The sequence below is a fragment of the Haladaptatus rarus genome (assembly GCF_054177585.1).
Map to the genome: position 1 here is coordinate 47,912 of NZ_JBPEHG010000020.1, position 21,952 is coordinate 69,863.

Genomic DNA, 21,952 nt, shown 5'->3' on the forward strand with positions numbered 1-21,952 from the left:
TGAAAACAGTATAATACGGGGTGAGCGCTCTCAATACGAGAATATGCCCGGCACATTTAAAAGAGAAATTAGCCTTTTCGGTAAGAACAAACCGGCCACAGAAGACAGGAGCTCGTCATGTGTGTACAATATTGGGATAGATTCCCAAAAACATATATCGGCGGCCCCACTGCAAGCTATCAATGGCGACGGCGAACTTATGTCCGAGGTCAGAACTGTTGGAGGCAGTTGAGTCAGTTCGCTTGGAAGTCGAGCAAACGAAAAAACGAGAACTTGCCGAGGCGACAGCGAAGCTTCGGCAGAACGATTTTTCCCCTGAGCAACGGCAAGTCGTTGCATCTATGGCCGACACAATCACGACGCGAATCACTGCTGACGCGGTGGCGACGCTTTGGACTGCTGTGGAGCGTAAAGACCGTGAAATGGTCGAAGCGGGGTGTCAGGTGTTGGGAATCGATGCATCGAACGAAGGTCAACACTGAAATGCAGCACACATCTTTTTCCACCACATGAGACGGAAGAACAAGCTCCTCTTCGGGGGGATCGGGATCGCTCTTCTCCTCATCGTTCTCGCAGCGACGACGATGAACGCGACGACCATGTTCGTCACCCCAACGAGCGTACAGAGTGGCGAGTACAATGGCGAGTGGGTTAATCTAGAGGGGCGGGTTGCTGACCTCGAGCGGTCAAACGGACAAGTAACGTTTCGCGTTGTGGAGAATAACAGTTCCGTGCTGGTGACATACGATAAGACGATGCCGGAGACGATGCAGAACGGACGAGTCGTCGTCGCGAAAGGCGTTCTTCGAGACGGTCGACTTGATGCGCGCAAGCTTTCCGTTCGGGCTCACGAGGGAAGCAAACGTCCAGAGAAATCGAAGCAGTAGTCGAGAAGGTAAACCATCGCCACAGAGGGTAGGGAAAGGATTTCCAGCAACGATGACCAGTATCGAAGTCGATGGATTGACGAAACGATTTGGCCCTGTGACGGCGATTCACGACGTGAGTTTTCACGTTGCGGATGGCGAACGGGTCGGCCTATTCGGTCCAAACGGCGCGGGCAAGACGACCCTCCTCCGTATTCTCGGGACACTGTCGACTCCAACGGACGGGCGGATCGTGGTCGGTGACAGAGAGCTTACGCCAGATTGGGCGGCCGTTCGGCAACAGATTGGCGTCCTTTCCCACGAGACAATGCATTACGAAGGGTTGACGGCGCGCGAGAACCTTCAGCTGCACGCTCGTCTTCATGGCGTCGATACCGACCGCTGTGAGCGAATGCTAGAACTGGTTGGACTTGCATCATATGGGAGCAGCGACCCCGATACCTTCTCCCACGGGATGCGAAAACGGCTTGCGCTCGCGCGGGCACTGTTGCACGACCCGGCTGTGCTGTTGCTAGACGAACCATTCGCTGGACTCGACCGCCGCTCGATGGCCGATTTCCACGACCTCCTCGATTCGGTCAGCGCGGAGACGGTCGTGATGGCGACGCACGACTTCGAGCGCGGGTTCGCGTTCTGCGACCGTGCGCTCGTCCTCGACGAAAGTATCCAATGCGACATCCCAGTAGACGACCTCGATACGTCAGCAGCGTTTCTGGATCGCTATCGAACCGCCATCGGTCTGGGGGATGACTAACGATGCGGACGTTTCTACGCGTCGCCACTACAGTTGCTCGGAAGGATCTAACTGTGGAGGCACGGTCGAAGCGCGTCCTCAACACTGCTATCGTGTTCTCTCTATTGGTTGTCGTCGTCTTCGCGTTCAGTTTCGCCCAATCGTTCGTCGACCTCGAAACCATTGGGAGCGGCGCGCTTTGGGTCGCCTTCGTCTTCGCAGGTACATTTGGCGTCATTCAGGGAGCAGTCGCCGAGGAGCAAGACGCTGCACTCGACGGTGTGTTGCTCGCGCCCGTCGATCGGTCGGCCATCTACGTCGGGAAGGTCGCAAGTTCGACAGTGTTCGTTACGATAGTCGAACTGCTCACGCTTGGATTCGTTGCAGTGTTCCTCGACTATGCGCCGCGCCTCACCGCGATTCCCGCGCTTGTCGCCGTCGTAATCGCAGCGTCATTCGGCTTTTCCGCTGCCGGTGTCGTGTTGTCGCTACTGACAGTGAAGTCCCAGCTCCGAGAACTGTTGTTGCCAATGCTGCTAGTGCCACTTGTCGTGCCAGTGTTGTTGGCTGGCATTTCGCTCACACGTGGTCTCACGGGGGGTGGCGTTCGCGAGTCATGGATCGTTCTGTTACTCGCATACGATGGTATCCTCTTTCTCACCGGATTCATGACGTTTGAATACGTTGTTGAAGGATGAATTATAAATTCCCCCGACCCCGAAGGGCGGCTTTCTCGCTTCGTTCTCCGTACGAAAGTGCTGCTGTGAGTCGCGTCAGAGGACTCGGTAAGCGAGGATTCCCCCGGCGACGATGCTCAAGAACGACAGCCCTAAGACGGCGACTGGGAGATCAGAACCACTGTTGCCATCGGCTGATTGATTGGTTGGCGTCTGCGTCGACTGTCTCGCTGCTTCCGGCACGTGGATGCGAATCTGGTCTCCGGATGTGAGCTCCGTGGCATTCGTCAGTATCGGAATCGGCGCTGACCCGGGGCGGAGATTCGAAGAGTGAGACACTCGTGAGAGATTATACCCTCGGAGGACGACTGCGAGACGATCTGTGTCGTGGTCGATCGACTTCTGAACCCTCCGACTGTCCATGTTATATGCGATGCCGATACGAACCGTGTCGTTCGCGGCGACCGTTGCATTGACGACGACACCGTCACCGCGTCGCGTGAACTGTGTCCGTTGGTCACGAAACATCGCGCCAGTCGGGGTCGCCCCGTCTGGAAGTGAGACGTGTACAGGGCCAACGAACGGCTGGTCACCGGTGTTGTTCAATGTGAGCGTCTCGACGACCCGCAGCCCGGAGGCGTTCTGGCGAGAAGAAACCTGTATTACGTGACTTGCTGGTGTGCCGCCGGAGACTGTCAGCACAGAGTCGTTCGACGTTGGTTCACGTTTTACGAAACGCACATCGGTCGCATTCGAGTCCGTGGTAATCGTCTTCTTGTAGGGGACGCCCGCCCGCTGCATCCGAATCGTATAGGTCGTGTTCGGTTGCAGTGGGCCGACATCGAACGTGCCGTTCTCGGATGTATTCACCTCTCCGACTGGCGGTCCGGTTGGACTCGTCACCAACAACCGTGCGTTCGAGATAGCCGAACCGTTCTCCGTCACGACGCGACCGGAGACGGTCGCGCTGAGATCGAAGGAGATGCCCTTGGTGTCGCGTGTTAGCGCGTAGTGAGCGAGACCGTCGTGGCTCAGGCGGACGAAGTAGAACGAGGCATTTGTCACTCCGTTGGCTGTAAACGACCCATTGGAGACGGAGACGTTCACCGACTTGCCGGCCCGCCGGTAGTTATTATCTAGTGGCGTCACCGTCACCGTGTCACCGTTCGCCGTTTCATTTGCAACCGTCACTGTTCCAGAGACCGAAACTGTCTTGTTGGCCGTCCCACCTGCGAGCGGCATCGTTGAGACGCACGCGAGGAGGACGACGAGCGAGAGTACGAAGCGTTTCATTCGTGTATCAGTATCGTTATCAGTCAGAAGTCGTCGAGTCGTTCCGTGATGCGGTCGTGGGCGACCGAAGCGATTCTACCGTAAGTCCATGCTCTGGGTCGAACAGGAAGACGAGGGACATCCCGACGAGCAAGAGCAGGACACCCACCCGAATTGGCGTCATCAGTGGGATGCGCTTTACTGTCAGTGACGCGGTTCCGTCGTTGAGGGCGGCGATAACGTACGTGTCGTGAGTGAGGCCGCGGTCGATGAGCACGTCGCGCACCTGCATGCCACCTTGTTTGACGTAGCGACGTTGGCCCACGCCCCCAGCGGCGACCGATTCGCCGTTCCGGAAGACGCGGAGATCCATCGATTGAATCTTGACGCGGGTCAAGTCGATCGCTGCTGGCGGATTCGAGATTGGACCGACGTTACGCGCGTCGGTGACCACGACGACGTCTGTTTGTGGGACATAGTTCCACATGACTGCTCCGCGTGCGACGATTTCTTGCCCCTTCGAGAGGTCGGCAGCTGATCGGTTCGTCCCAGCTAATCCAACCCAGACACCCGAGTCATCGAGTTGTGCGACAGTCGCTCGCGGTCCACGCCTGATCGCCGTCACAGTTCCGTGAACGACTTTGACTGACCCGTTCAACGAGTTCCCTTTCGAGAGCACTTGCTGGCTCGAGAGTGCGACGCGTCGCGGATCGGGATTCGTCGGCTTCGTCGTTTCGGAGTAATCGATGGCTTGGACGGAATACGCCGAGTCAGGCACCTGATGGACGGACACATCGTTGCGCCCGTCCTGGACGATGACCGATGACTGGGTAGTAAAGAGGTAGGTGAACGCGAGTGAGATTACCAGAATCGCCACGCCAAGGTGGATGAGTGTGATACCAGTTTCTTTGAGTTGGAATCGACGGGGTGTCCCGGGGATGCGGTCGAGTGCTCGCTTGATGACTGTGATGCAGACGTACATGCCTGGCGGAATCACGGAGAGCGCGCTTGCGTTACCGACGATGCGATAGATGATCGCATCGGTGCTCGACACCGACGCCAGTTGCCATGCTTGCGATGGGGTGACGAACGCCGCGATCACGGTCGCAATGCTAAAGACGCCGAGCGCAACGAGGCTCCGTCTGCGCCCTTCGACGTCAAAGTCCATGTAGAATCCGAGCAGGAGTAACGCGATGAGCACCACCGGATAACTCCATAAATTGTAGTACTTGGGATTGACCGCGACTTCAATACCGGTCGTGAGGTCACGCAACAGCGGGAACGTTAGCCCCCACATGGAAATGAATGCGAGCGTCCCCAGTGCGAGTACTGCGAGGTGAAGCAAGTTCGAACGGGAGACCCATTCTCCGTCGCTGACAGCGGCATCGTCGGTCTGCAGAAACCAGTATATGAGCGGCACGACGACACCGAGAACGGCTGTCGCAGCCATCAACATGAGCAAAGACAGCCCGATGCCGTCCGAAGCGAATGAGTGAACACTCCGGAAGACGCCACTGCGGACGACCGACGTGGTGTAGATGGCGAGCGCGAGAACCGTCGATGTCATCGCAGGTGCGAGAACTGTATAATTACGGTCGGGACGGTAGTTCGTCACCGCGTGCAGAGTCGCCGTCAAGAACAGCCATGGGATGAAAATTGCAGTTTCGACGGGATCCCACGCCCAGATGCCACCCCATCCAAGCACCGTGTACGACCAGAGTGCACCGAGAGCGACGGCGGCCGTCAGGAACAGCCATGAGACGCGCAACCAGCGGAGGACGCTCCCGTACCAGTTTTCGAACAATCCGCCTCGCCCACGGAGCAACGAGATGAAATGTGCCGAGCCGATGGCAAACGGCACCGTTAACAGCGCGTAAGAGATGAACATGACCGGCGGGTGAATCGCCATGTACGGATCGACAAGTAACGGATTCAGTCCGCGGCCAGTCGTGGGTACGAACCCGGTCGCCGACTGTGGGAACTCCTGTGCGACAGTGTCGAACGGACTTTGGACGACAAGCATCATTCCGAAGTACGACACGATACCCATCGTGAGCCCTTGCACGAGTTTCCGATCCCGACCGGTGACGCCACGAGCACGCGCCGCCCAGAAGGCGACGACGGATGCGAGTGTCGCCCACAGTAATACTGACCCCTCATTACCTGCATACACTCCCGTGAATCGGTACAACAGCGGCAGGTAGTCAGCCGTGTTGTTCCAGACATAGGCGTTCGAGTAGTCGGTCGTGACGAACTGGTAGGTAAGGTACGTCAGTGCGGTTGCCAGCAGTCCAGCCGTCACCCCAACAAGCGTGGGGACGTACTCAGCGAATTTCTCCTCATCGCGCACGTAGTCACGTCCGAGTAGAAGTGTTGCAGCAGAACTCGCACTGAGTGCAAGGAAGACGATGACGTGGCCGGGAGTCATTGCTTGGCCCTCCGCTGTGCGCGTTCGAGGTACTTGATGAACGCCTCCTTCTTGGCGTAGCCATTTATCTTCACGAGACGTTCACCTTGCGGCGTTACCGCGACGTGTTGTGGCGGATAGTTTGCGTTGTACTGCTGTTTCAAACGCGTCGCTTCTGGACTGCTATTGTCTAAGTTTACTGCAACAAGTACGAACTCGTCGAGTTTGTCCCGAACCGTCGGATCCGAGTAGACCTTCTGGTTGTAGTCCTCGCAGTACGTACACCACGTCGTCCAGAAGTAGACTAATATCGGCTTGTTCTGCTCCGCGGCGACCTCACGTGCATCGGAGAAGTTAGTGTGCCACTGTGTGCCCCCATGGTACGAATATGACTGGTCGCTCAGTACCGGAGCAGCGTTCATGGAGTGATAGCCGATACCTAACAGTGCGGCCAGAAATAGCAAGGTGAGTACCTTTCGTGGTGACATCCGACTACTCGCTGTTGTGAACGCCCCCGGTTAAATATTGCGTGTTATTGTGGATAACATTCAAGAAGGGATTTGACGAGTCGGTTGTACACTCCATTCTATACCTAACCCAGAATCGACACCCGTGATGCATGTCACCGGACTCACTCGTAAAATTCCCATAAATTTTATAACTTTGTTTCCCATTCACGAACGTTTAATATCCTTGCATCAATACTCGGAAAACACAATACTGCAAACAATGTACACAGTTGCGAAGGCGGGGGGACAGTTTAGCGTGCAACGGACAGCGAGAACACACCACAGAGAACGATGAGCCGGCGATTAGCAACCGCGTCGCTTGCACTCGTCCTCGTGGTGGCTGGCTGTGCCGCACCATTGATGTATCGAGAGGATACTAGTCAGGAGGGCGAACTGAAACTCCCAGGTGACTGGCCAGGCTACGAATGGATAGATAAAGACCTGCGCGAAGGCCCATCGGGTAACGACATGCGCTATCGGAACAAAACGGCCGGAGAGGAAGTCGCGTTCGTTCCGAAGAAGATGAACAATTCGACGCTACCCGAGAACGAGCACCGGCGCGAACTCGTCAAGTATGGCCGGAAGCTATTCGCAAACACCTCTGGCGTGATTCCGAATAAGACCGGGACGAGCCGGATGTCATGTGCGAACTGCCACGGTGGCGGAACTCTGCCGTCGGCAACAGGCATGGTCGGACAAGACATCAATATGATTCCACTCGTCGGGACAGCCGCGGGCTATCCCGAGTGGACAGGACGAACCAGCCGGATGCGCGATATGCGCCAGCGCATCCAGGGATGCTTCCTCCGGAGCATGAACACCGAGCCAAAAAATATCCCAAAATACGATAGCCGCGAGATGCAAGCAATGGAGGTGTATCTCGTCTGGCTGGCGAAGGGAACGCCTGTGCAAAAGGTACCGTACTGGCGTCACATCAAGAAGCCAGAAGATGGTAATCGGATTCCTGTGCCCGAGGTCAACCCAGTCCGCGGCGCAGAACTCTACCTCGAGAACTGTGCGTCGTGTCACGGCAAAGACGGACAGGGGAAGAAAGGACAATATCCACCGCTGTGGGGACCGGACTCCTACAACGACGGAGCGGGCATGGGTCGAATCTATACCGCAGCAGGCTTCATACGTGAAGCGATGCCGTACGGTTCACCCCACCAAGTGAGCGACTGGCGGGACGTACAGGACATCGCTGGGTTCGTTAACGCCCACGAACGGCCACACCTTGATCGCCAGTCGAAAGATTGGTCTGCGGATGGCCCACCAGACGAAGCCGTCTACTACAAGCGGGTTCAAGATCGATTCGGCTACGATATGAACCCGATGCGTAAGAAGCTCCTGTTGGCTGGACTGCCGGTCGGGACTGAGCCGATCAACAAGAGCGACATTCCGAACGACGTCCGGCGGTACAATGATCCGCTCCGGAATGCAACGGTGAATGGTTCCGCGAACTCGAGCAGCCAAAGCGACATCAGTGCCGCGTTCACTGATTCGAAGCAAGACGACAAACAACGGGCGTCATAGCGCGGATACCGTCACGAACGACGGTTTTTTGATCAACGTAAGAAACTACAGACGATGACCGGAACACCAGACGTAGCCGCGGTCTTTCTTGCTGGCGTGCTCACCATCTTGACGCCCTGCTGTCTACCGATGCTCCCCCCTATGCTCGCCGGCAGTATCGGCCACCGCCTTCGACCACTGTCAATAGTGGTCGGTAGTATCAGTTCGTTCACTGCCCTTGGTGTTGCGACTGGTATCGTTGGTGGGTTTACGCCAGACACCCTTCGTGGTCCGCTGATGGCGGTGATGATCGGATTCGGTGCGGTCATGGCCGACGACGACATCCACGATGTTTACTCCAAGTACGCGTCAAAAGTCGCGGGACAGGCGACCGCGGTGACGACGCTCATTGACGAGGACTCCCACCCCATCGCCAGCGCCTATTTACTCGGACTATTGCTCGGTGTCGTTTGGCTCCCGTGTGTTGGCCCCATTCTCGGCGGGGTTCTTGCGTATGTTGGGATGTCCGGCGGCGTCACGTGGAGTGCGTTGCTCATGTTCGTCTATGGTCTGGGCTTTTCGATTCCCCTCCTCGGTGTTGCTTATGGGAGCAAGCGTGGTGGGAGTACACTTGTGGAGCTCGTGACGCAGGACCGACGACCGATTCATCTCCGAAAGGTGGCTGGATATGTCCTTGTGATAACTGGCATTGCAATGTTGTTCGAATTAGACAAACTAGCAATGTCGTTGCTCACCTGAAAGCCAATTGATACCGTGATAGACGGAAAGAGTTAGAAACCAACCGTACAATGATGGTATAGAGTAGGGATATGCGCACAATATCATCTGGATTGGGAACTCTCATTCGGTTGTTTCACCGAGTAATGTGGAGTAGCGTCGTCAAATGGGGGACGCTCGTCACGGGTGTCGTCTCCATCGTCCTCGTTTTCGGAGTCGCGTCGAGCACGATGTACGGAATCGAGCACGGAGCGAACCGAATCGCGTACTGGCATATTGCACTGGCATGGACCAGTGCCATTGCACTCGCAGTGACGTTCTTCGGTAGTCTCCTGTATCTCCGATACAATGGTCGCTTCTGGAACCATCTTGCACATAGTGCGGGCGAGATTGGTTTCCTGTTCGCGACGTTGACGCTCGTAACTGGAAGCATCTGGGGGAAGGTGATCTGGAACTCGTGGTGGGAGTGGAGTGATGTTCGACTCGTAACCTTCCTCATCGTCTGGATGGTCTATGCCGGATATCTCGTCGTCTACTCGGCCACCGAGAATAGCGGTGACGAGAAATATGCCTCCGTCTACGGTGTTGTTGGATTCGTTACCGTTCCCATCTCCTACACTGCGACGCGACTCTGGACACCAACGTTCCACGAGACGACGCTCGCAAACCAGGAGGTCAGTGCGAACATCGACCCGCTCACACTCGTTGTCTCACTTGTCGCTGTCACGTTCCTGTATACCTTTTTGATGGGAGTCCGGATCAAACTTCATGAATTGGAAGACAAGGTTCTCCGGATAAATGAACGGAGGCAAATATGAACGTGGAGCCGCTACTCATCGCTGGATATGGCGTTATTTTCCTCGCGATATTCGGATACGTTTACAGACTTCAGCGTCGACTCGTCTCACTTGAGAACAAACTAGACGACCGGCAATAGTACAACGTCCGCATTGTCGAAGGCTGGTTGCATATAAAATGTGTGGTCGGTTTCCTACCCTGAAATCGAGATATGGGGTTTTAGCCGTCGGCGACGACCTTCGATATGATTGATGAGTATGTTCGAGAACGACGGAACCGGTAGACGGATGTTTCTCACCACGGCCACAGGCACCCTCGCTGGACTGGCTGGATGTACAAGCGCCCTCAACGAGTTCGGCGCGAGTGGGGACTCAGCCGATGCCACGTCCGAAAAAGCAAGTGCGGACGGAGCCGGCAGCGATCCGAGTCAGAGCCACTCGAACGACGAGCGATCGCTGGTCTACGCTAGCAACGAGACGACGAGCTTCGGCATCGATTTGCAGGATAATCCGGTGTTGGGGTCACCTGACGCAAACCTGGACTGCTATTACTGGAGCGACTACCAGTGTCCCTTCTGCAAGAAGTTCGAGCAAAATACATTTCCAAAACTGGTGGATAACTACGTGAAACCGGGGAAGCTACGGGTGGTTATCTTAGATAATCCGTACATCGGCGAGGGATCTGAGACAGCCGCACGAATGGCCAAGTGCGTTTGGCGACAAGTACGCAACGAGAACCCGACCGCATTCAAGCGCTGGCATTCGACGATGTTTGGCGAGCAGGGCAAGGAGAACTCCGGATGGGCGAAGAAGGCGAATCTCCTCGAAATTACGCGTGATGTCCAGAGCATCGATGTCGACTCGGTGAGATCCTGTCTGGACAAGGAATCGAAATCGCTGAACACAAGCATCGACGCAGACGTTCAGGCAGCTGAGAAAAATGGAATCCGGGGAACACCGGCTTTCATATTCTTCGACCGGAAGTCTGGACAAGCAGGTAAAATTGTCGGCGCTCAGCCGTACTCACTTTTTAAGAAGGCTATTCGAAAGGTCGATAATGCGTAAGACGGTGCCACAAGACCGGAGTACGAATATCGCTTAGACGGTCGGTTCTCAACCTTCTTGGTTGAAAGTGGGGACGAAAAGAATAGTGCGGTCGGTACAATTAAGTACGTGACTACCATTACTCAACCAATCACCCATTGGTATTTCATGGCAAGTTCTATTTCCTCAAACTATATAAATATAATAAGACATATTGGTGAGCAATCGTCGATTCTTTTCGTCGTAAGTACTGTTGTGAGTCCGCTGCTAGTCGTGATAACTGCATTCGTGATCGATGATCTAACCATCCTACTGTATCTCCACATTCTGAGTGGAACTATCTGGTTTGGAATGGCGATTATCGTTCCGGCGATCCTTTCGCTTTGTTTCGGTACAGTCAGCCCTTCGACAGCCAAGTCTTTCACTAAGATAGCAATTCCAAAAATAGTAGTATTTATGCTTGGAATTAGCTTAACGACAGTTCTATCAGGAAGCTTCCTTGCGGAACAGTTCGGGCTGTTACGAGCCGATAACCCGTGGATGATGCGAGTGGTCGTGTTCGGGTGGCTCCTCTGGTTGTTTGGTCTATTCGTATCCAATCGGATGCATCTACGGGTCTATTTCGAAGGTCAATCCTCAACTCCGAATCCAGCACGCCTCAAATCGATCGAAAAGCGAGTTCTTCTGCTCGGAGCATTCGAAGCAGCAATCATGGTCGGTATCATCTTTACCGTCATTAATCCTGGCTTTCGACTGTCCCAGTTCTTATAGTTTCACCACTAACTTCGAAGCACATACCGTTCCTTTTTTCGGCAGCAACCAGCAGCCTAGCTGCTGAAGCCAGCTGGGCCGTGGCGTGTTGCTGCTGTGTATCTTCGTGCGGCTCGCAGGACGCACCGGCCGACCATGGGGATATCCTTCAGGTGACGTTCCCAGCACCAGCAGCGTGCAGTCTGCGTCATCGACGCACGCACTCCAGCGGAACGGCGAGCTAGAGTGACGCGTGTCACGTGAGGCTCCTGAACGTTCGTATAGACCGTGGTTGAGGCTCTTGTGACAGGCGATGCGTTATCGTGTATCTACGTACTGGTACGGGGGAAGAATCGTGGATGTCCGATGCGGGTTACTGCTGGTTTCTGTAACTGTTTCGCAACCCCGAAATCGTGCGTTTTGCATGGCCGTTCGTTCATCGTGTTCTAGAACGAGAGCAGCAGGAAACTCGTGACAAAGAGTCCGGCGATGAGGTAGATCGCTGGCCCGACTGATCGCCAGAGTGGATCATCAACCCGGAAGAGATGTGTCAGGATGGCCCCAATCATCGTGCCGATGATTAATATTCCGCCGAGAACAGCGAGAATCGGTGCGAACACGAGACCGACGAGCAACCCGAGACCCCCACTAACTTCGATGCCACCGGTAACGAATCGGAACCACTCTGGATAGCCGTACCGCTCGAAATCCTTTTTCGCGATGTCAACGCCGAGTAACTTCACGCTGCCTGCACCCACCATGATGAGTCCGAGGAGCCCCTGCACGACGGGGATGGCCGTTTTAATTGTGCTCATAGATGTTCTCTACTACGTTGGGCGAGACCACGGATTCACGCGTGAATAGATTCACCTTTATAAGTCATCTGCGAGTCTGTTAAACCACTCGTCAGCCAACTCAAGTGTGGTATGCCTCGTGTACACCTCAACGTCAAAATTGGGGCAGACGACGACAATTGGCTGGCTGGTGTCTCGACCGATTTTTCGGATGCCGAGTTCAAAATCCTGGCGACCCATCCCATTGACGATGACGTGCTCGAATTGGTCAAAGTAACGACACCGGACGGGGATGCCATCGTTCGCCGGTTCAACGAGGCACCGGAAGTGCGCTCATCCGAAGTGCTCCATTCCGACGAGGAGATAATACTGATTCAGTGCGTGTTTCCGATGCCGTCGTCGTATAAGGCGGGGCGTGCGACGGGGAACCTTCCGCGACTTCCCCTCATCATCCGGGACGGGTGGATATCAGGCGAACTAATCGGTTCACAGGAGCAGTTGTCGGTGTTCACTACCGAGTTAGCGGCGGCTGATATCCCCTATGAGATCGTCTCGGTCACGCACTCATACGATGCGAGCGGACTCCTGACCGAGCGCCAACGGGAGTTCATTTCTGAAGCGGTTGAACGCGGCTACTACGACAGTCCTCGTGGCTGTACGCTCGTCGAACTTGCAGAAACGTTCGGGGTCAATCAATCGGCGGCTAGTGGCGTTCTGCATCGGGCTGAAGGCCGGATCATCAAGGAGTTCATCTCATAATACTGTTATTAGGACGGGAGTCAGGACACCAACAGCGCATCGGTGAGATCACGCCCCACCTCTGTAATCGCGTCCGCGGCCCGGTCGATGCAAGGCTGGGTGAGAAACCCGTGAATCATGGCCTCGTAATTGCGATACTGAACGGAGACCCCCTCACTAACGAGCCGCTCGGCATACGCTGTCCCACCGTCGCGTAGCGGATCGAACCCAGCAGTGAGTATCGTTGCGGGCGCCACCCCAGCAAGGTTACCGGCCTGCATCGGATCCGCGTACGGATTCCGCTCGTGAATTGCGCTCCCGTAGTAACACTCCCGAAACCACTCCAGATCACGCTCGGTCAACACCGTCCCTGTGTGCTGCTGCATCGACGGCTGTTCCGGCTCAATGCCAACGGCAGGATACAACAGGGCTTGATAGGCAATCTCGGGGGCATCCCGTTCAGCGGCCATCAAGGATGTCACCGCCGCAAGCGTCCCACCCGCACTGTCCCCAGCGACTGCCACCTCCCCAGTCGACCGGATCACATCAGGATTCGCAGCGGCCCACGCCACCGCCGCATACGCATCTTCGACCGCGGCTGGAAACGGATGCTCGGGCGCAAGTCGGTACGCGACCGACAACACGGCACAGCGGCTTTCCCGAGTCAACTGGCGACAGAGATGGTCGTGGGTTGCGATGTCCCCGAAGACGAACCCACCGCCGTGGAAGAACACGACTGTGGGAAACGCCCCCGACTCGTTTGGAAGGTATAACCGCGTTGCGAGGGGCTCGTCAGCCCCGGGAATCGTGCGGTCGACCGTTGCGCCGACTGGCAGTGGATCGCGATTCTGCAGTTTGGCGAGCCAGCGGGTGACCAGGCGGAACAAGCGCAGGCCTCGTTTGCTATGCGGGAGGGGGAAATACTGCTGGCGTTGGAGGGCGGTCTTGGCGTGCGGATGGATGGCGTCGGCTTCCACTACTGGCAATTCGAATACCGACTAGTAAAATCCCTGGCTTCGTCCATTCCTCTCGGTCATGGACGCCCCTGACACCGTCGGCTTCGAATCGGCGGGCCAAAACGCGTCGTTCATGGTGCTCGGGCGTCTCGCACTCCTCGTGCAGGTGCTACGGTTGGGAGTAGTCGCTAGGCACTGTTGCCCTCCTCCCGCGCCTGAAAATCGTAGAGAGACGACTCGGAATCCTGCCTACAAATTCCGACCCTGAGAGGTCACGTTAGTGACCATGGAACCGCACCCATGAACACGGAAAGGGCCGGAATCAGAGATGACGCGGGAGCGACATGGTCGTCAGGAAGCTGGTGGTGACCTCGCTCCGCAACGCCCGCTCCTGCCGATGCCCGATGAGTCTGCCGTGAGTCGAAAACTCAGGCAGATGGAAGCGGACGGTGAAATAACGCGCGTTCAAATCGGACAGGGCAACGTCGTGTTTCTCAATGGTTCCGAACCGAAAGCAACGAAATCGCTGTTCGACGTGTGATGTCGATTACATCACTACTCTCGCCCGCCTTGATCTGCGAGTAACTCTGATTCGTGATCGCAATCGATGAATGTCTGAGTGCGGCCTGTGCATCGGTTGGATTCGTCCGATACTAAATCTCTGGATTGCCACCTATTCTGTGGTTAGTAGTCGTATAGACCCTGTCTCACTCGATAACGTACTGGGTCATTTGCTCGGCCGCAGTACTCACGAAGTCGTCTGTGAGTCGGGCAACTGCACGGTCAATATCGATATCCATGAGGGATACCACGGCCCAGGGAGAAACGAACGATTCTCGACTCAACGTCCCGACTTCGAATGCGTCTGCGAGGGGGAGACTCTCATCATACTCTTTCGTGGAGATTCCGAGAGCGATGTACTGGGTGCCAGCAAAGGGATGGTTTTGACCACTGATGATCAGATACGGCCGACGCGGGGTATTTCCGAACGGATCCGAAGCAACGACGACAGTACCGCGAGCATACATTATTCCTCCTCAGTTGAGGGAGTGTCGTCTCCCGTCTCGTCAAGGTCAGGAAGATCTGCGTCCCAGTCGGGATTCTGGTCGTAGTAATCGCCCTCAAACTGCATCGCGACTGTTTCCAATCCGATGAGACTCGCCGTGTGAGCATCGTAGGCGTCCGGGTTGATTGCCCAGTACTCGCCTTTATGCCGGACGAGCCCTCGAGTTTCGAGTCGACTCAACGTGGTGCCGATGCTTCCACGAGGGATCTCGAGTTCGTCTGCCAGTTCACCAGCACGAAATCCCAGTTCGGGATTGTCGGCAAGAAACTCGAGAATGAGTCGGCCGTTCGTGTCCTCTTTCGGTAACTCCGTCGGGTGGTAGCTTTCAAAGTCGACCGGCATGTGTAACAGTATGTAATAGAGAGTAATAAGACTGCTGTTGGAAACGGAGCGGTGCCACACGTTGATGCGTCCGTGGCACGTACACAGAGTATGTGCGGCCGAAATGCGCTCTTCGCCGACCAACACACCCTCGAAGAACGCTTCGACGCGCGAATCGTCACCGATGGCGGCTACACACCGCGCTACAACATCGCGCCCGGCGACCCGCTCGACGTCATCACCAACGAGGCGACCGACGCAATCGACCAGTTCCACTGGGGACTCATCCCGTTCTGGACTGACGAACCCGAAGAGGGCATCATCAACGCCCGCTCGGAAACAGCAAGTGAAAAACGCGTGTTCCAAGAGGCTTGGGAGTCTCGCCCCTGTCTCGTCCTCTCGTCCGGGTTCTACGAGTGGCAAGCCCAGAACGGCGGGCCGAAACAGCCGTATCGTGTCTATCGAGAGAATGACCCAGCGTTCGCGATGGCCGGCCTCTGGGACGTGTGGGAAGGCGACACCCAAACGATTTCGTGTGTGACCATCCTGACGACGGAGCCCAACGAGCTGATGACACCGATTCACGATCGCATGCCGGTCGTCCTCCAGAAGGACGACGAGCAGCGGTGGCTCTCAGCTGGCCCGGCGGAGCGCACCGAATTGTGTCAGCCATATCCAGCGGCCGACCTAGCCGCGGATGAGATTTCGACGCGGGTAAACAACCCGAGTCACGATGATCCAGCAGTGATCGAACCGCTCGACCACGAACAATCGGGGCTCGGCGAGTTCACGTCAGGATGACCATCGCACGCCCACCGTCTGTCCTCCTGGGTGCCTGTCCGCTCCCAGTAGTACCGATTTGGCCCTGTCGAAACCCATACTATTCGAGAGATCTCGGCAACCGTTCTGAGTAGAGGGCGCGTATCGGTCACCGAACCACGGTCACCGTCACCGGCGCTTCGCTAACGACCTTCGTCGCGACCGTCCCGAGAAGGCGCGAGACCAGGCCATTGTTATCGCCCCCGTGGCCACCCATGACGACGTGATCCACGTCGGTCTCATCGATATACGCGAGGATAACCTCGGCCGGATCTCCGGTCTCGATCACTGTCTCGACATCCTGCCCGTATTCCGCGGCCTGCTCATAAGCCGTCTCGATCAACTCCTCGGCCCTGTCATCGGCTTCGGTGACGCGCTCGTCTCTGCGATCCCGAACTCCGCCCTCGCTCATCCCGCTCCCGATCGGCGTAATGACGTTGAGAACCGTGACCTCGCAGTCGTAGGTCTCCAGTACGTGGCGGAGTGCCTGGTCCGCGAGTGGCGAGCCATCAAGGGGGACGAGGACGTGTGTGGATGCCATAGCGGAAGATGGAGGGCGAGACACAAGAAACACCACATTGACCAAGCCGCTGCCGTCGAAGTTGATGTACTCGCCGGAACTATAGCCAACGACCGATCATCGGTCTAACGTACGCCATAAAACCATTTACTTCCACTTGACGAATACATACCCTCACGACGCGTAACTCGCACGCACTTCCTGACACCGTTTCGTCAGTTCACACGGTATGCACGAGATACAGGGCGCGTATCAGTCACGCGACGACCTCGGTGTTAGGTATCGAGCAAGTGAATACCCGATGACTAAACTGAGGTACACGGAATAATTCCTGACATCAGAAGATACTTACAGGTCATACCGGTACAGTAACTATGGTTTCCCCGCTTGATACCCGCCGTCTGCTTCGAGAGAGTGCGCCCGTCACGGTCATCTTGTTGTTCTGGGTTGTTCTCTCGTCGGTCGTTCGGCCTACCATCGCCACCGGTTTGCTCCGCGCTGGCGTCATAATGGCACTTCTCTACACCGTCGTACGCGGTGTCACGCTGGCACGGACACACCAGCCAACTCCTCAACCTGACGACCTTGAGGGGATCCTGCGAGAGAACGTGAGAGTGGCACTTCCAGCAGGCGTCTGGTTCCTTGCCGCCTATCTCGTCTACTTCATCGAACAGGTATGGGACATGCTTGGCATTCCCGGATGGGATACCTCCCCTGCGGAGGGACTCGCATTTGTGTTCATCGGGGCTGGCGTTGCCGTTGTCCTCCTCTACGCCATTTCGGTTGGTCTGCCCCGCATACGCGGTAACGCACCCAACAGGGGGAACGACACGACTGGTGCCGCTCCTGCTGACGACTGACAGACCTCACCCAAACGACCGTGAGTTCAGTTCGGTGGATGACCTATTGTACATGCCTACCAACTGACGGCTGTTTCGTCGACAGGCTATAACGAACAATATCCGGCTGCTGAATCCATCCTCTATATTCAGCACGCGATTCCTGTCACTTATTGGGGATTTCAACAGGGCCGCTATCGCTCCTCTTCCCCATTCCGTGTGCATTCGATCACGTCACTAATCTCACCAGCCTCGATATGCGAGTAACTCTGATTCGTGATCGCAATCGACGAGTGGCGCAGCGCCGCCTGTGCATCGGTCGGATTCGTCCGAGACAACTCATCGCCGAGCCAGACGTCATCAAGCGAGTATCCGAGCGGTTCAAGCAACTGCGAGAGCTTCTTCCCACCGAGGGAACGCTGTGTGAACATCGGTGATTTCGTCTCGTTGTACTCCTCCCAGTCCTCGTATTCGTCCCAGTCCGTGTAGTGACTCGGATCCATCGTGAGACACATGATATCTCCGGCCGGGTTGAGAAGCCCAGGGTTGACGAGGGCACCCACTGTATCTTCATGCACCGGACAGCCAGCGTATGGGCCAGTCTCTGCCTGCGCATTCTGTATGATTTGATCGAATTGTTTCTCCATAGCTATTGTTGAGAAAACATTCTATTATTTGTTTATCCAACATGGGTGTAGTTCGAAGAGACGGCAAGTGGACGCTTGAAAAGGAACGAGATGGCGTGTACAACATCTGTGAGCGCGGCGATTGCAGAGCCCAGATCATCACCAACGATTACGAATCGCACGGGCCAATGGATACCGTGCAAATGGACGTGATGACTCACACCATCGAGGTGTACGTCCGACACGAGGCAACCTCTGATAATATGATAAAAATTGCATTTTGCATGGGTATTATTGCTGTCGGATTGGAACTCCGATACACTAAATGAAAAAAGACATGTCGCTATTATTGGGGTGATCGTTCTCGTCGCGATCGCGGCTATGTTCCAACTCGTCGACCCGCAGCTCACCCAGTCGAGCCAGCCCTCGGAAGTCGACTTCTCGAACCCACCGTCGGACGTAGTCGCAACGTCGGTTACGAAACTCCAGCGGTTGGACTACAGTTACGAAGTCGTCGTAGCGTCCAACGAATCCAGAATGAATGGGAGTTCGAGACTCGTCAAACGATTCCGAGTCGAACATTCCGACGGCGAGTACATCGCGTACGGTCCGTTTGGCACCAACGGGACGAAAATTTACGCCAACGACGCCATCGCGTGGGTTCGACCGTCGAGCGACGCCGACTGGCAGGTGAACACACAGTCGAAGTACGCGTACCCAGCGACGGGCGAGTTGAACCCGTTCGACGTTTCATCGATTACAGAGACGGATGGCACAGTCCTCAACGAAACCGAGATGCGCATGGTCATTCGAATCAACGCGACGACGACGAAAGGCATTGACGTCGCGGGATACACGCTTTTCTATGTCGACAAACGGAGCGGCAACCTCCAGAAGGCGGTCGAAGTAGGCCAGTACGACGGTGAGAAGGCGGTCAAGACGGTTCGGTTCAGCGAGGTCGGAACGACCACCGTTAAGCGGCCGGACGGAATCGGATTTTCGGTGGTGGAGTTAGTCGGTGACCTCGTGCGGTACACTCCTACGTAGCAATTCGATTGCGGGCCCATAGCGCATTCGAGACCTCCGAATAGGTGGCGACGTGCATCGAGGACGACACGTTTGTCATTCGCCTCACTCTCCTGTTGAACGAAGCAGCAGAGTGCGTGAGGTTTCGGAGCAGTCGCCAGAATTGCCTCTCCAAGTGTCCCTTACAGATTCGCACCAACATCGAACGTCCACATCTTCCCGTCGATGTCACCTTGCTCCATGATCGACGGCGTGTGGTCGGCGAGGAGGTGAGCGGCGTAACCCGCCACGATGTCTTCGGACTCTGCGCTGGTGTAAAACAGGCGGGCTGCGGTACAGTCTTCCCAGTTCGCTGCTCGCTCATCGGTCACACCCCTACTGTGCGTCGGATTCAACGGCCGACTGGCGGTCGCTGTGCTCACCAACAATGATTCGAGCGACGTGAGACTCAGCGATACTACCGTGACGACTAACTCTTGAAGAGCCACTGAGTAACCGTACTACGTGCCAGGCCACTTGGGCTCACGCTTATCGAGGAACGCGTCGATGCCCTCGTTCGAGTACTCAAGGGCGGAGTCAGTGTTTCACAGCCAGAGGTGTATTCGAGTTCTGATATTTTCCACACAAAACCTATACCGACAGGCGTGCTGTTCGAACTATGGATATCCCCCACTCAGTTTCCGGCCCGAAAAAGCCCGAGGATTCGATTCTCGACGTGCTCAAACCGGTGCTGGTGCTCGTCACCCTACTGCTGTTTTTAATTGCCGTGATATTCTATATCGGGTAAGGACTGTGTTTGTATTGGCACCGATGAGAACGATTCCATACTCGTTTTTCGAGACAGCGTTTGATGCGATCGTAATGTTTCGAACGCCACTCCGAACGAGATGAATGCCAAACAGCGAGTTTGCTGTTGCAGTGTTATTCGCCACTACGTTGTGGTGGCTCGTTTCTTGAAGCGATATCCCATACACTGCGTTTTTAGTGGCCGTGTTGTTGTCAACCGTCGTCTGGTTCGAGCTGAGTAGTGTGAGCCCAACGCGATTGTTCGCAGTGACTGTGTTTGTGACCGTTCCATTCACAACGTGGATATAGCGGATTCCATCGTCCCAGTCAGTCACGTTCACGTTCCGAACGGTGACATTCGAAATCGAGCCATCGAATGAGCCGACGAGCACACCGCCGGTGCCGAACGCTCCCGTACCGTCGATCGAATGGCCGTTCCCGCTGAACACGACGTTGCCTGACGCAATCCGAATGCACTTGTTGGCGCTGCTGTCCTTGATGTCCGCCGTGAGTTCGTATCGGCCAGGTTCATTGATCGTTGTGCACGAATCGATCTCGGACACATTTCGTGAGTCTGTGGACTCTGTTCCAACGAGGTGGATACCGGCGTACGTGATGCCAGCAAGGACGATCACAAGTCCACTCACAAGAATTGCGAGCCGGAGTTGGCGCTGACCGATATCCACAGCCATACGAAACACAGGTACCGAGTTCAAATTAGTTCTATGGCATAGGTTACCAAACGATGGGACGTTCGAGATTGACGAGAGGTCAACTACCGCGCCCTAACCGCCTTCGGCGGTTTGAGGACGGGGCTTGCGTGGCTTCCAGCGGGGGTGGGTTGCACGCCCGTCTGGACTTGTTTGCTGGCAGGTCGGACCAGCAGAGGCAATTTAATTGTCGGTGTTCTCACGCTCTGACCCGTGTGGGTACGGAGCGGCACGTAGCGTCACGTTCGCGGTCGTCGTTCCCGACGGTAGGGCCAGTTGACTGTGGCCCGTTCCACCCGAGAAACCACCATGCTTGGACCCTCGCAAGATTGCTGTGGCCCCCTTCGCAGGGGTACTTCTGCCCGTGTGGAACGATGCGACAGTTATCTGTTCGTCGCAATAAGTGTTTGCGCCCGAAACGAACGCGCTTGCTCCCCTCCCTACTCGCTCCCTCCAGTCGCTCGTTGAGGAAGGGGCCTCCGCGCTACCGCTCAGGTGAAAAACTGCTGTGGAATACTTTGTAGCCCGAAGCGCCGATCCGATGTGTACTCAACATCGATGAGAGTCTGACCGTTGTTGCTACTGATCGTTGCTGTGTATGTCGCCACGGCTGGTCGTTCATTGTGATCTCTAATCCAACTCGGTGATCTCCGGTTGGCGTAGTCTCTGTCTGTGACTGGAATGTCAGTTCAGCAGAGCGCAGACCGAATAGATACGAGATATGGTATGCTGCTGTGTTCTCTCCGGTAGTCACTTCGTCTGCGACTTCACGGAATTGTTTCTACCAACGGCGTGACCGCATGACCGCATCGAATTTTGGCCTGATGGCGGCGTTCACTGGCTCGTTCCTGTTTCGCTGATTGTCGAGGTCGCTACCTGTACAGAATCCCTAATGAAAACTGGCAATTTTCACTAGTCTTACAAATTCGGTTCTCCAATCTATCGGGGCGGAATATTTTGTCGCTGGCGTGCTGTAGATCGGTGTTCTGCACTCAGTCCTGACTAGCTTTCCGTGAGCGTACGATGCCGAGATTTCAACCCCAGAGAGTGTATTTGTAAGCGATAGGTCTGCCAGATGGTGTCGAATACCAAGCAATATCAGTTCGCTTGGTGTCCGCTCTCGCTATACATTCCCAAGTCAATCCACTCGCCACAGCCGATGAGACGGCCTGTTTTCCCTATCGGGCAGCGGAAAATCACTTCTGGATCACTCGTTAGCTGTAACTAAATCAGACACCTCAATAACACCGAAATTCTATATCGATGGAGAGCGATCTAGTGCCTATGTGGGGCGTGTGGGCTGCGGTCATGATAACTGAGAAAGATTTCGTCCGTGGATGCGGCGACAGTGCCCGCACCGGCAATACTGGCTTAGTCGAGACGGATGGTGGGCATTGCTTGGTCAACGAACGGTTGTCGAATGTC

At 55.7% G+C, this 21,952-nt stretch carries 28 protein-coding genes; 17 read left to right on the plus strand and 11 right to left on the minus strand.

All coding sequences use genetic code 11. From position 1 onward, the window contains the following. The first annotated feature begins 182 nt into the window (after nt 1–182). Genes ACR3FE_RS24600 through ACR3FE_RS24615 form a run of 4 tightly spaced genes read left to right on the plus strand, consistent with a single transcriptional unit; the run spans nt 183 to nt 2,318 of the window. Nucleotides 183–482 carry a hypothetical protein gene (locus ACR3FE_RS24600; protein ID WP_458210484.1) on the plus strand — a complete coding sequence of 100 codons (300 nt, stop codon included), beginning with the start codon at nt 183–185 and terminating at the stop codon, nt 480–482. A gap of 27 nt (nt 483–509) precedes the next feature. Beyond that, on the plus strand, nt 510–887 hold the full coding sequence (locus ACR3FE_RS24605) for a cytochrome c maturation protein CcmE domain-containing protein (protein WP_458210485.1): 378 nt from the start codon (nt 510–512) through the stop codon (nt 885–887). Between the two features lie 52 nt (nt 888–939). Then, nucleotides 940–1,641, plus strand: a complete 702-nt coding sequence (locus tag ACR3FE_RS24610; protein WP_458210486.1) for an ABC transporter ATP-binding protein — start codon at nt 940–942, stop codon at nt 1,639–1,641. Between the two features lie 2 nt (nt 1,642–1,643). Further along, nucleotides 1,644–2,318 carry a heme exporter protein CcmB gene (locus ACR3FE_RS24615; RefSeq protein ID WP_458210487.1) on the plus strand — a complete coding sequence of 225 codons (675 nt, stop codon included), beginning with the start codon at nt 1,644–1,646 and terminating at the stop codon, nt 2,316–2,318. Between the two features lie 75 nt (nt 2,319–2,393). On the opposite strand, the gene ACR3FE_RS24620 is transcribed toward ACR3FE_RS24615, so the two are convergent. From ACR3FE_RS24620 to ACR3FE_RS24630, 3 genes are read right to left on the minus strand one after another with little or no spacing between them, the layout of a single operon-like run. Continuing rightward, nucleotides 2,394–3,590 carry a carboxypeptidase-like regulatory domain-containing protein gene (locus ACR3FE_RS24620; RefSeq protein WP_458210488.1) on the minus strand — a complete coding sequence of 399 codons (1,197 nt, stop codon included), beginning with the start codon at nt 3,588–3,590 and terminating at the stop codon, nt 2,394–2,396. A 19-nt stretch (nt 3,591–3,609) separates the two neighbouring features. Continuing rightward, nucleotides 3,610–5,997, minus strand: a complete 2,388-nt coding sequence (gene ccsA, locus ACR3FE_RS24625; RefSeq protein WP_458210489.1) for a cytochrome c biogenesis protein CcsA — start codon at nt 5,995–5,997, stop codon at nt 3,610–3,612. Further along, nucleotides 5,994–6,464, minus strand: coding sequence for a thioredoxin family protein (locus ACR3FE_RS24630; RefSeq protein WP_458210490.1), 471 nt, complete (start codon nt 6,462–6,464; stop codon nt 5,994–5,996). Before ACR3FE_RS24630 ends, ccsA begins: the two co-directional genes overlap by 4 nt. Nucleotides 6,465–6,776: 312 nt before the next feature. Here ACR3FE_RS24630 and ACR3FE_RS24635 point away from each other — a divergent pair, with 312 nt between their 5' ends. The 6 genes from ACR3FE_RS24635 to ACR3FE_RS24660 all read left to right on the plus strand — a co-directional run bounded on the left by ACR3FE_RS24635 (nt 6,777) and on the right by ACR3FE_RS24660 (nt 11,347). Then, entirely contained in the window at nt 6,777–8,018 is a 1,242-nt protein-coding gene (locus ACR3FE_RS24635) for a c-type cytochrome (protein WP_458210491.1), read from the plus strand. Nucleotides 8,019–8,072: 54 nt separating this feature from the next. Then, nucleotides 8,073–8,756, plus strand: coding sequence for a cytochrome c biogenesis CcdA family protein (locus ACR3FE_RS24640; protein ID WP_458210492.1), 684 nt, complete (start codon nt 8,073–8,075; stop codon nt 8,754–8,756). 71 nt (nt 8,757–8,827) lie between these two features. Continuing rightward, nucleotides 8,828–9,553, plus strand: a complete 726-nt coding sequence (locus ACR3FE_RS24645; RefSeq protein ID WP_458210493.1) for a cytochrome c biogenesis protein — start codon at nt 8,828–8,830, stop codon at nt 9,551–9,553. Further along, the gene (locus ACR3FE_RS24650) at nt 9,550–9,672 is read left to right on the plus strand and encodes a CcmD family protein (protein ID WP_458210494.1); all 123 of its coding nucleotides are present in this window, start codon (nt 9,550–9,552) and stop codon (nt 9,670–9,672) included. Before ACR3FE_RS24645 ends, ACR3FE_RS24650 begins: the two co-directional genes overlap by 4 nt. Before the next feature lie 112 nt (nt 9,673–9,784). Then, nucleotides 9,785–10,597 carry a DsbA family protein gene (locus ACR3FE_RS24655; RefSeq protein ID WP_458210495.1) on the plus strand — a complete coding sequence of 271 codons (813 nt, stop codon included), beginning with the start codon at nt 9,785–9,787 and terminating at the stop codon, nt 10,595–10,597. Nucleotides 10,598–10,744: 147 nt separating this feature from the next. After that, a complete protein-coding gene (locus ACR3FE_RS24660) occupies nt 10,745–11,347 on the plus strand; it encodes a hypothetical protein (RefSeq protein ID WP_458210496.1) in 603 nt (200 codons plus the stop codon). Between the two features lie 425 nt (nt 11,348–11,772). Here ACR3FE_RS24660 and ACR3FE_RS24665 read toward each other — a convergent pair whose 3' ends face one another. Then, entirely contained in the window at nt 11,773–12,141 is a 369-nt protein-coding gene (locus ACR3FE_RS24665; protein WP_458210497.1) for a DoxX family protein, read from the minus strand. A 111-nt stretch (nt 12,142–12,252) separates the two neighbouring features. Between ACR3FE_RS24665 and ACR3FE_RS24670 the strand changes: the two genes are divergently transcribed. Next, a complete protein-coding gene (locus tag ACR3FE_RS24670; RefSeq protein ID WP_458210498.1) occupies nt 12,253–12,879 on the plus strand; it encodes a helix-turn-helix domain-containing protein in 627 nt (208 codons plus the stop codon). Nucleotides 12,880–12,899: 20 nt separating this feature from the next. Here the strand turns inward: ACR3FE_RS24670 and ACR3FE_RS24675 are convergent, their stop codons facing one another. Then, on the minus strand, nt 12,900–13,835 hold the full coding sequence (locus ACR3FE_RS24675; protein WP_458210499.1) for an alpha/beta hydrolase: 936 nt from the start codon (nt 13,833–13,835) through the stop codon (nt 12,900–12,902). Nucleotides 13,836–14,142: 307 nt separating this feature from the next. Here ACR3FE_RS24675 and ACR3FE_RS24680 point away from each other — a divergent pair, with 307 nt between their 5' ends. Continuing rightward, the gene (locus ACR3FE_RS24680; RefSeq protein ID WP_458210500.1) at nt 14,143–14,355 is read left to right on the plus strand and encodes a hypothetical protein; all 213 of its coding nucleotides are present in this window, start codon (nt 14,143–14,145) and stop codon (nt 14,353–14,355) included. A gap of 166 nt (nt 14,356–14,521) precedes the next feature. Here ACR3FE_RS24680 and ACR3FE_RS24685 read toward each other — a convergent pair whose 3' ends face one another. Next, complete coding sequence (locus ACR3FE_RS24685; protein ID WP_458210501.1) at nt 14,522–14,842, minus strand: hypothetical protein; 321 nt, start codon at nt 14,840–14,842, stop codon at nt 14,522–14,524. Then, entirely contained in the window at nt 14,842–15,222 is a 381-nt protein-coding gene (locus ACR3FE_RS24690; protein WP_458210502.1) for a MarR family transcriptional regulator, read from the minus strand. The genes ACR3FE_RS24685 and ACR3FE_RS24690 overlap by 1 nt, the downstream gene beginning before the upstream one ends. A 90-nt stretch (nt 15,223–15,312) precedes the next feature. Here ACR3FE_RS24690 and ACR3FE_RS24695 point away from each other — a divergent pair, with 90 nt between their 5' ends. Beyond that, a complete protein-coding gene (locus ACR3FE_RS24695; RefSeq protein ID WP_458210503.1) occupies nt 15,313–16,002 on the plus strand; it encodes an SOS response-associated peptidase in 690 nt (229 codons plus the stop codon). Nucleotides 16,003–16,129: 127 nt separating this feature from the next. On the opposite strand, the gene ACR3FE_RS24700 is transcribed toward ACR3FE_RS24695, so the two are convergent. Further along, entirely contained in the window at nt 16,130–16,561 is a 432-nt protein-coding gene (locus ACR3FE_RS24700; RefSeq protein WP_458210504.1) for a universal stress protein, read from the minus strand. A gap of 353 nt (nt 16,562–16,914) precedes the next feature. Between ACR3FE_RS24700 and ACR3FE_RS24705 the strand changes: the two genes are divergently transcribed. Further along, a complete protein-coding gene (locus tag ACR3FE_RS24705; RefSeq protein ID WP_458210505.1) occupies nt 16,915–17,400 on the plus strand; it encodes a hypothetical protein in 486 nt (161 codons plus the stop codon). Between the two features lie 173 nt (nt 17,401–17,573). On the opposite strand, the gene ACR3FE_RS24710 is transcribed toward ACR3FE_RS24705, so the two are convergent. Then, the gene (locus tag ACR3FE_RS24710; protein WP_458210506.1) at nt 17,574–18,026 is read right to left on the minus strand and encodes a hypothetical protein; all 453 of its coding nucleotides are present in this window, start codon (nt 18,024–18,026) and stop codon (nt 17,574–17,576) included. A 41-nt stretch (nt 18,027–18,067) separates the two neighbouring features. Between ACR3FE_RS24710 and ACR3FE_RS24715 the strand changes: the two genes are divergently transcribed. After that, nucleotides 18,068–18,334 (plus strand): hypothetical protein, encoded by a 267-nt coding sequence (locus tag ACR3FE_RS24715; RefSeq protein WP_458210507.1) that lies wholly within the window; start codon nt 18,068–18,070, stop codon nt 18,332–18,334. 52 nt (nt 18,335–18,386) lie between these two features. Then, nucleotides 18,387–19,052 carry a hypothetical protein gene (locus ACR3FE_RS24720; protein ID WP_458210508.1) on the plus strand — a complete coding sequence of 222 codons (666 nt, stop codon included), beginning with the start codon at nt 18,387–18,389 and terminating at the stop codon, nt 19,050–19,052. A gap of 161 nt (nt 19,053–19,213) precedes the next feature. On the opposite strand, the gene ACR3FE_RS24725 is transcribed toward ACR3FE_RS24720, so the two are convergent. Further along, on the minus strand, nt 19,214–19,402 hold the full coding sequence (locus tag ACR3FE_RS24725) for a hypothetical protein (protein ID WP_458210509.1): 189 nt from the start codon (nt 19,400–19,402) through the stop codon (nt 19,214–19,216). Between the two features lie 287 nt (nt 19,403–19,689). Here ACR3FE_RS24725 and ACR3FE_RS24730 point away from each other — a divergent pair, with 287 nt between their 5' ends. Beyond that, a complete protein-coding gene (locus tag ACR3FE_RS24730; protein WP_458210517.1) occupies nt 19,690–19,818 on the plus strand; it encodes a hypothetical protein in 129 nt (42 codons plus the stop codon). On the opposite strand, the gene ACR3FE_RS24735 is transcribed toward ACR3FE_RS24730, so the two are convergent. After that, nucleotides 19,772–20,509, minus strand: a complete 738-nt coding sequence (locus ACR3FE_RS24735; protein WP_458210510.1) for a NosD domain-containing protein — start codon at nt 20,507–20,509, stop codon at nt 19,772–19,774. The two genes, ACR3FE_RS24730 and ACR3FE_RS24735, sit on opposite strands and share 47 nt — an antisense overlap. Nucleotides 20,510–21,952 lie beyond the last annotated feature (1,443 nt).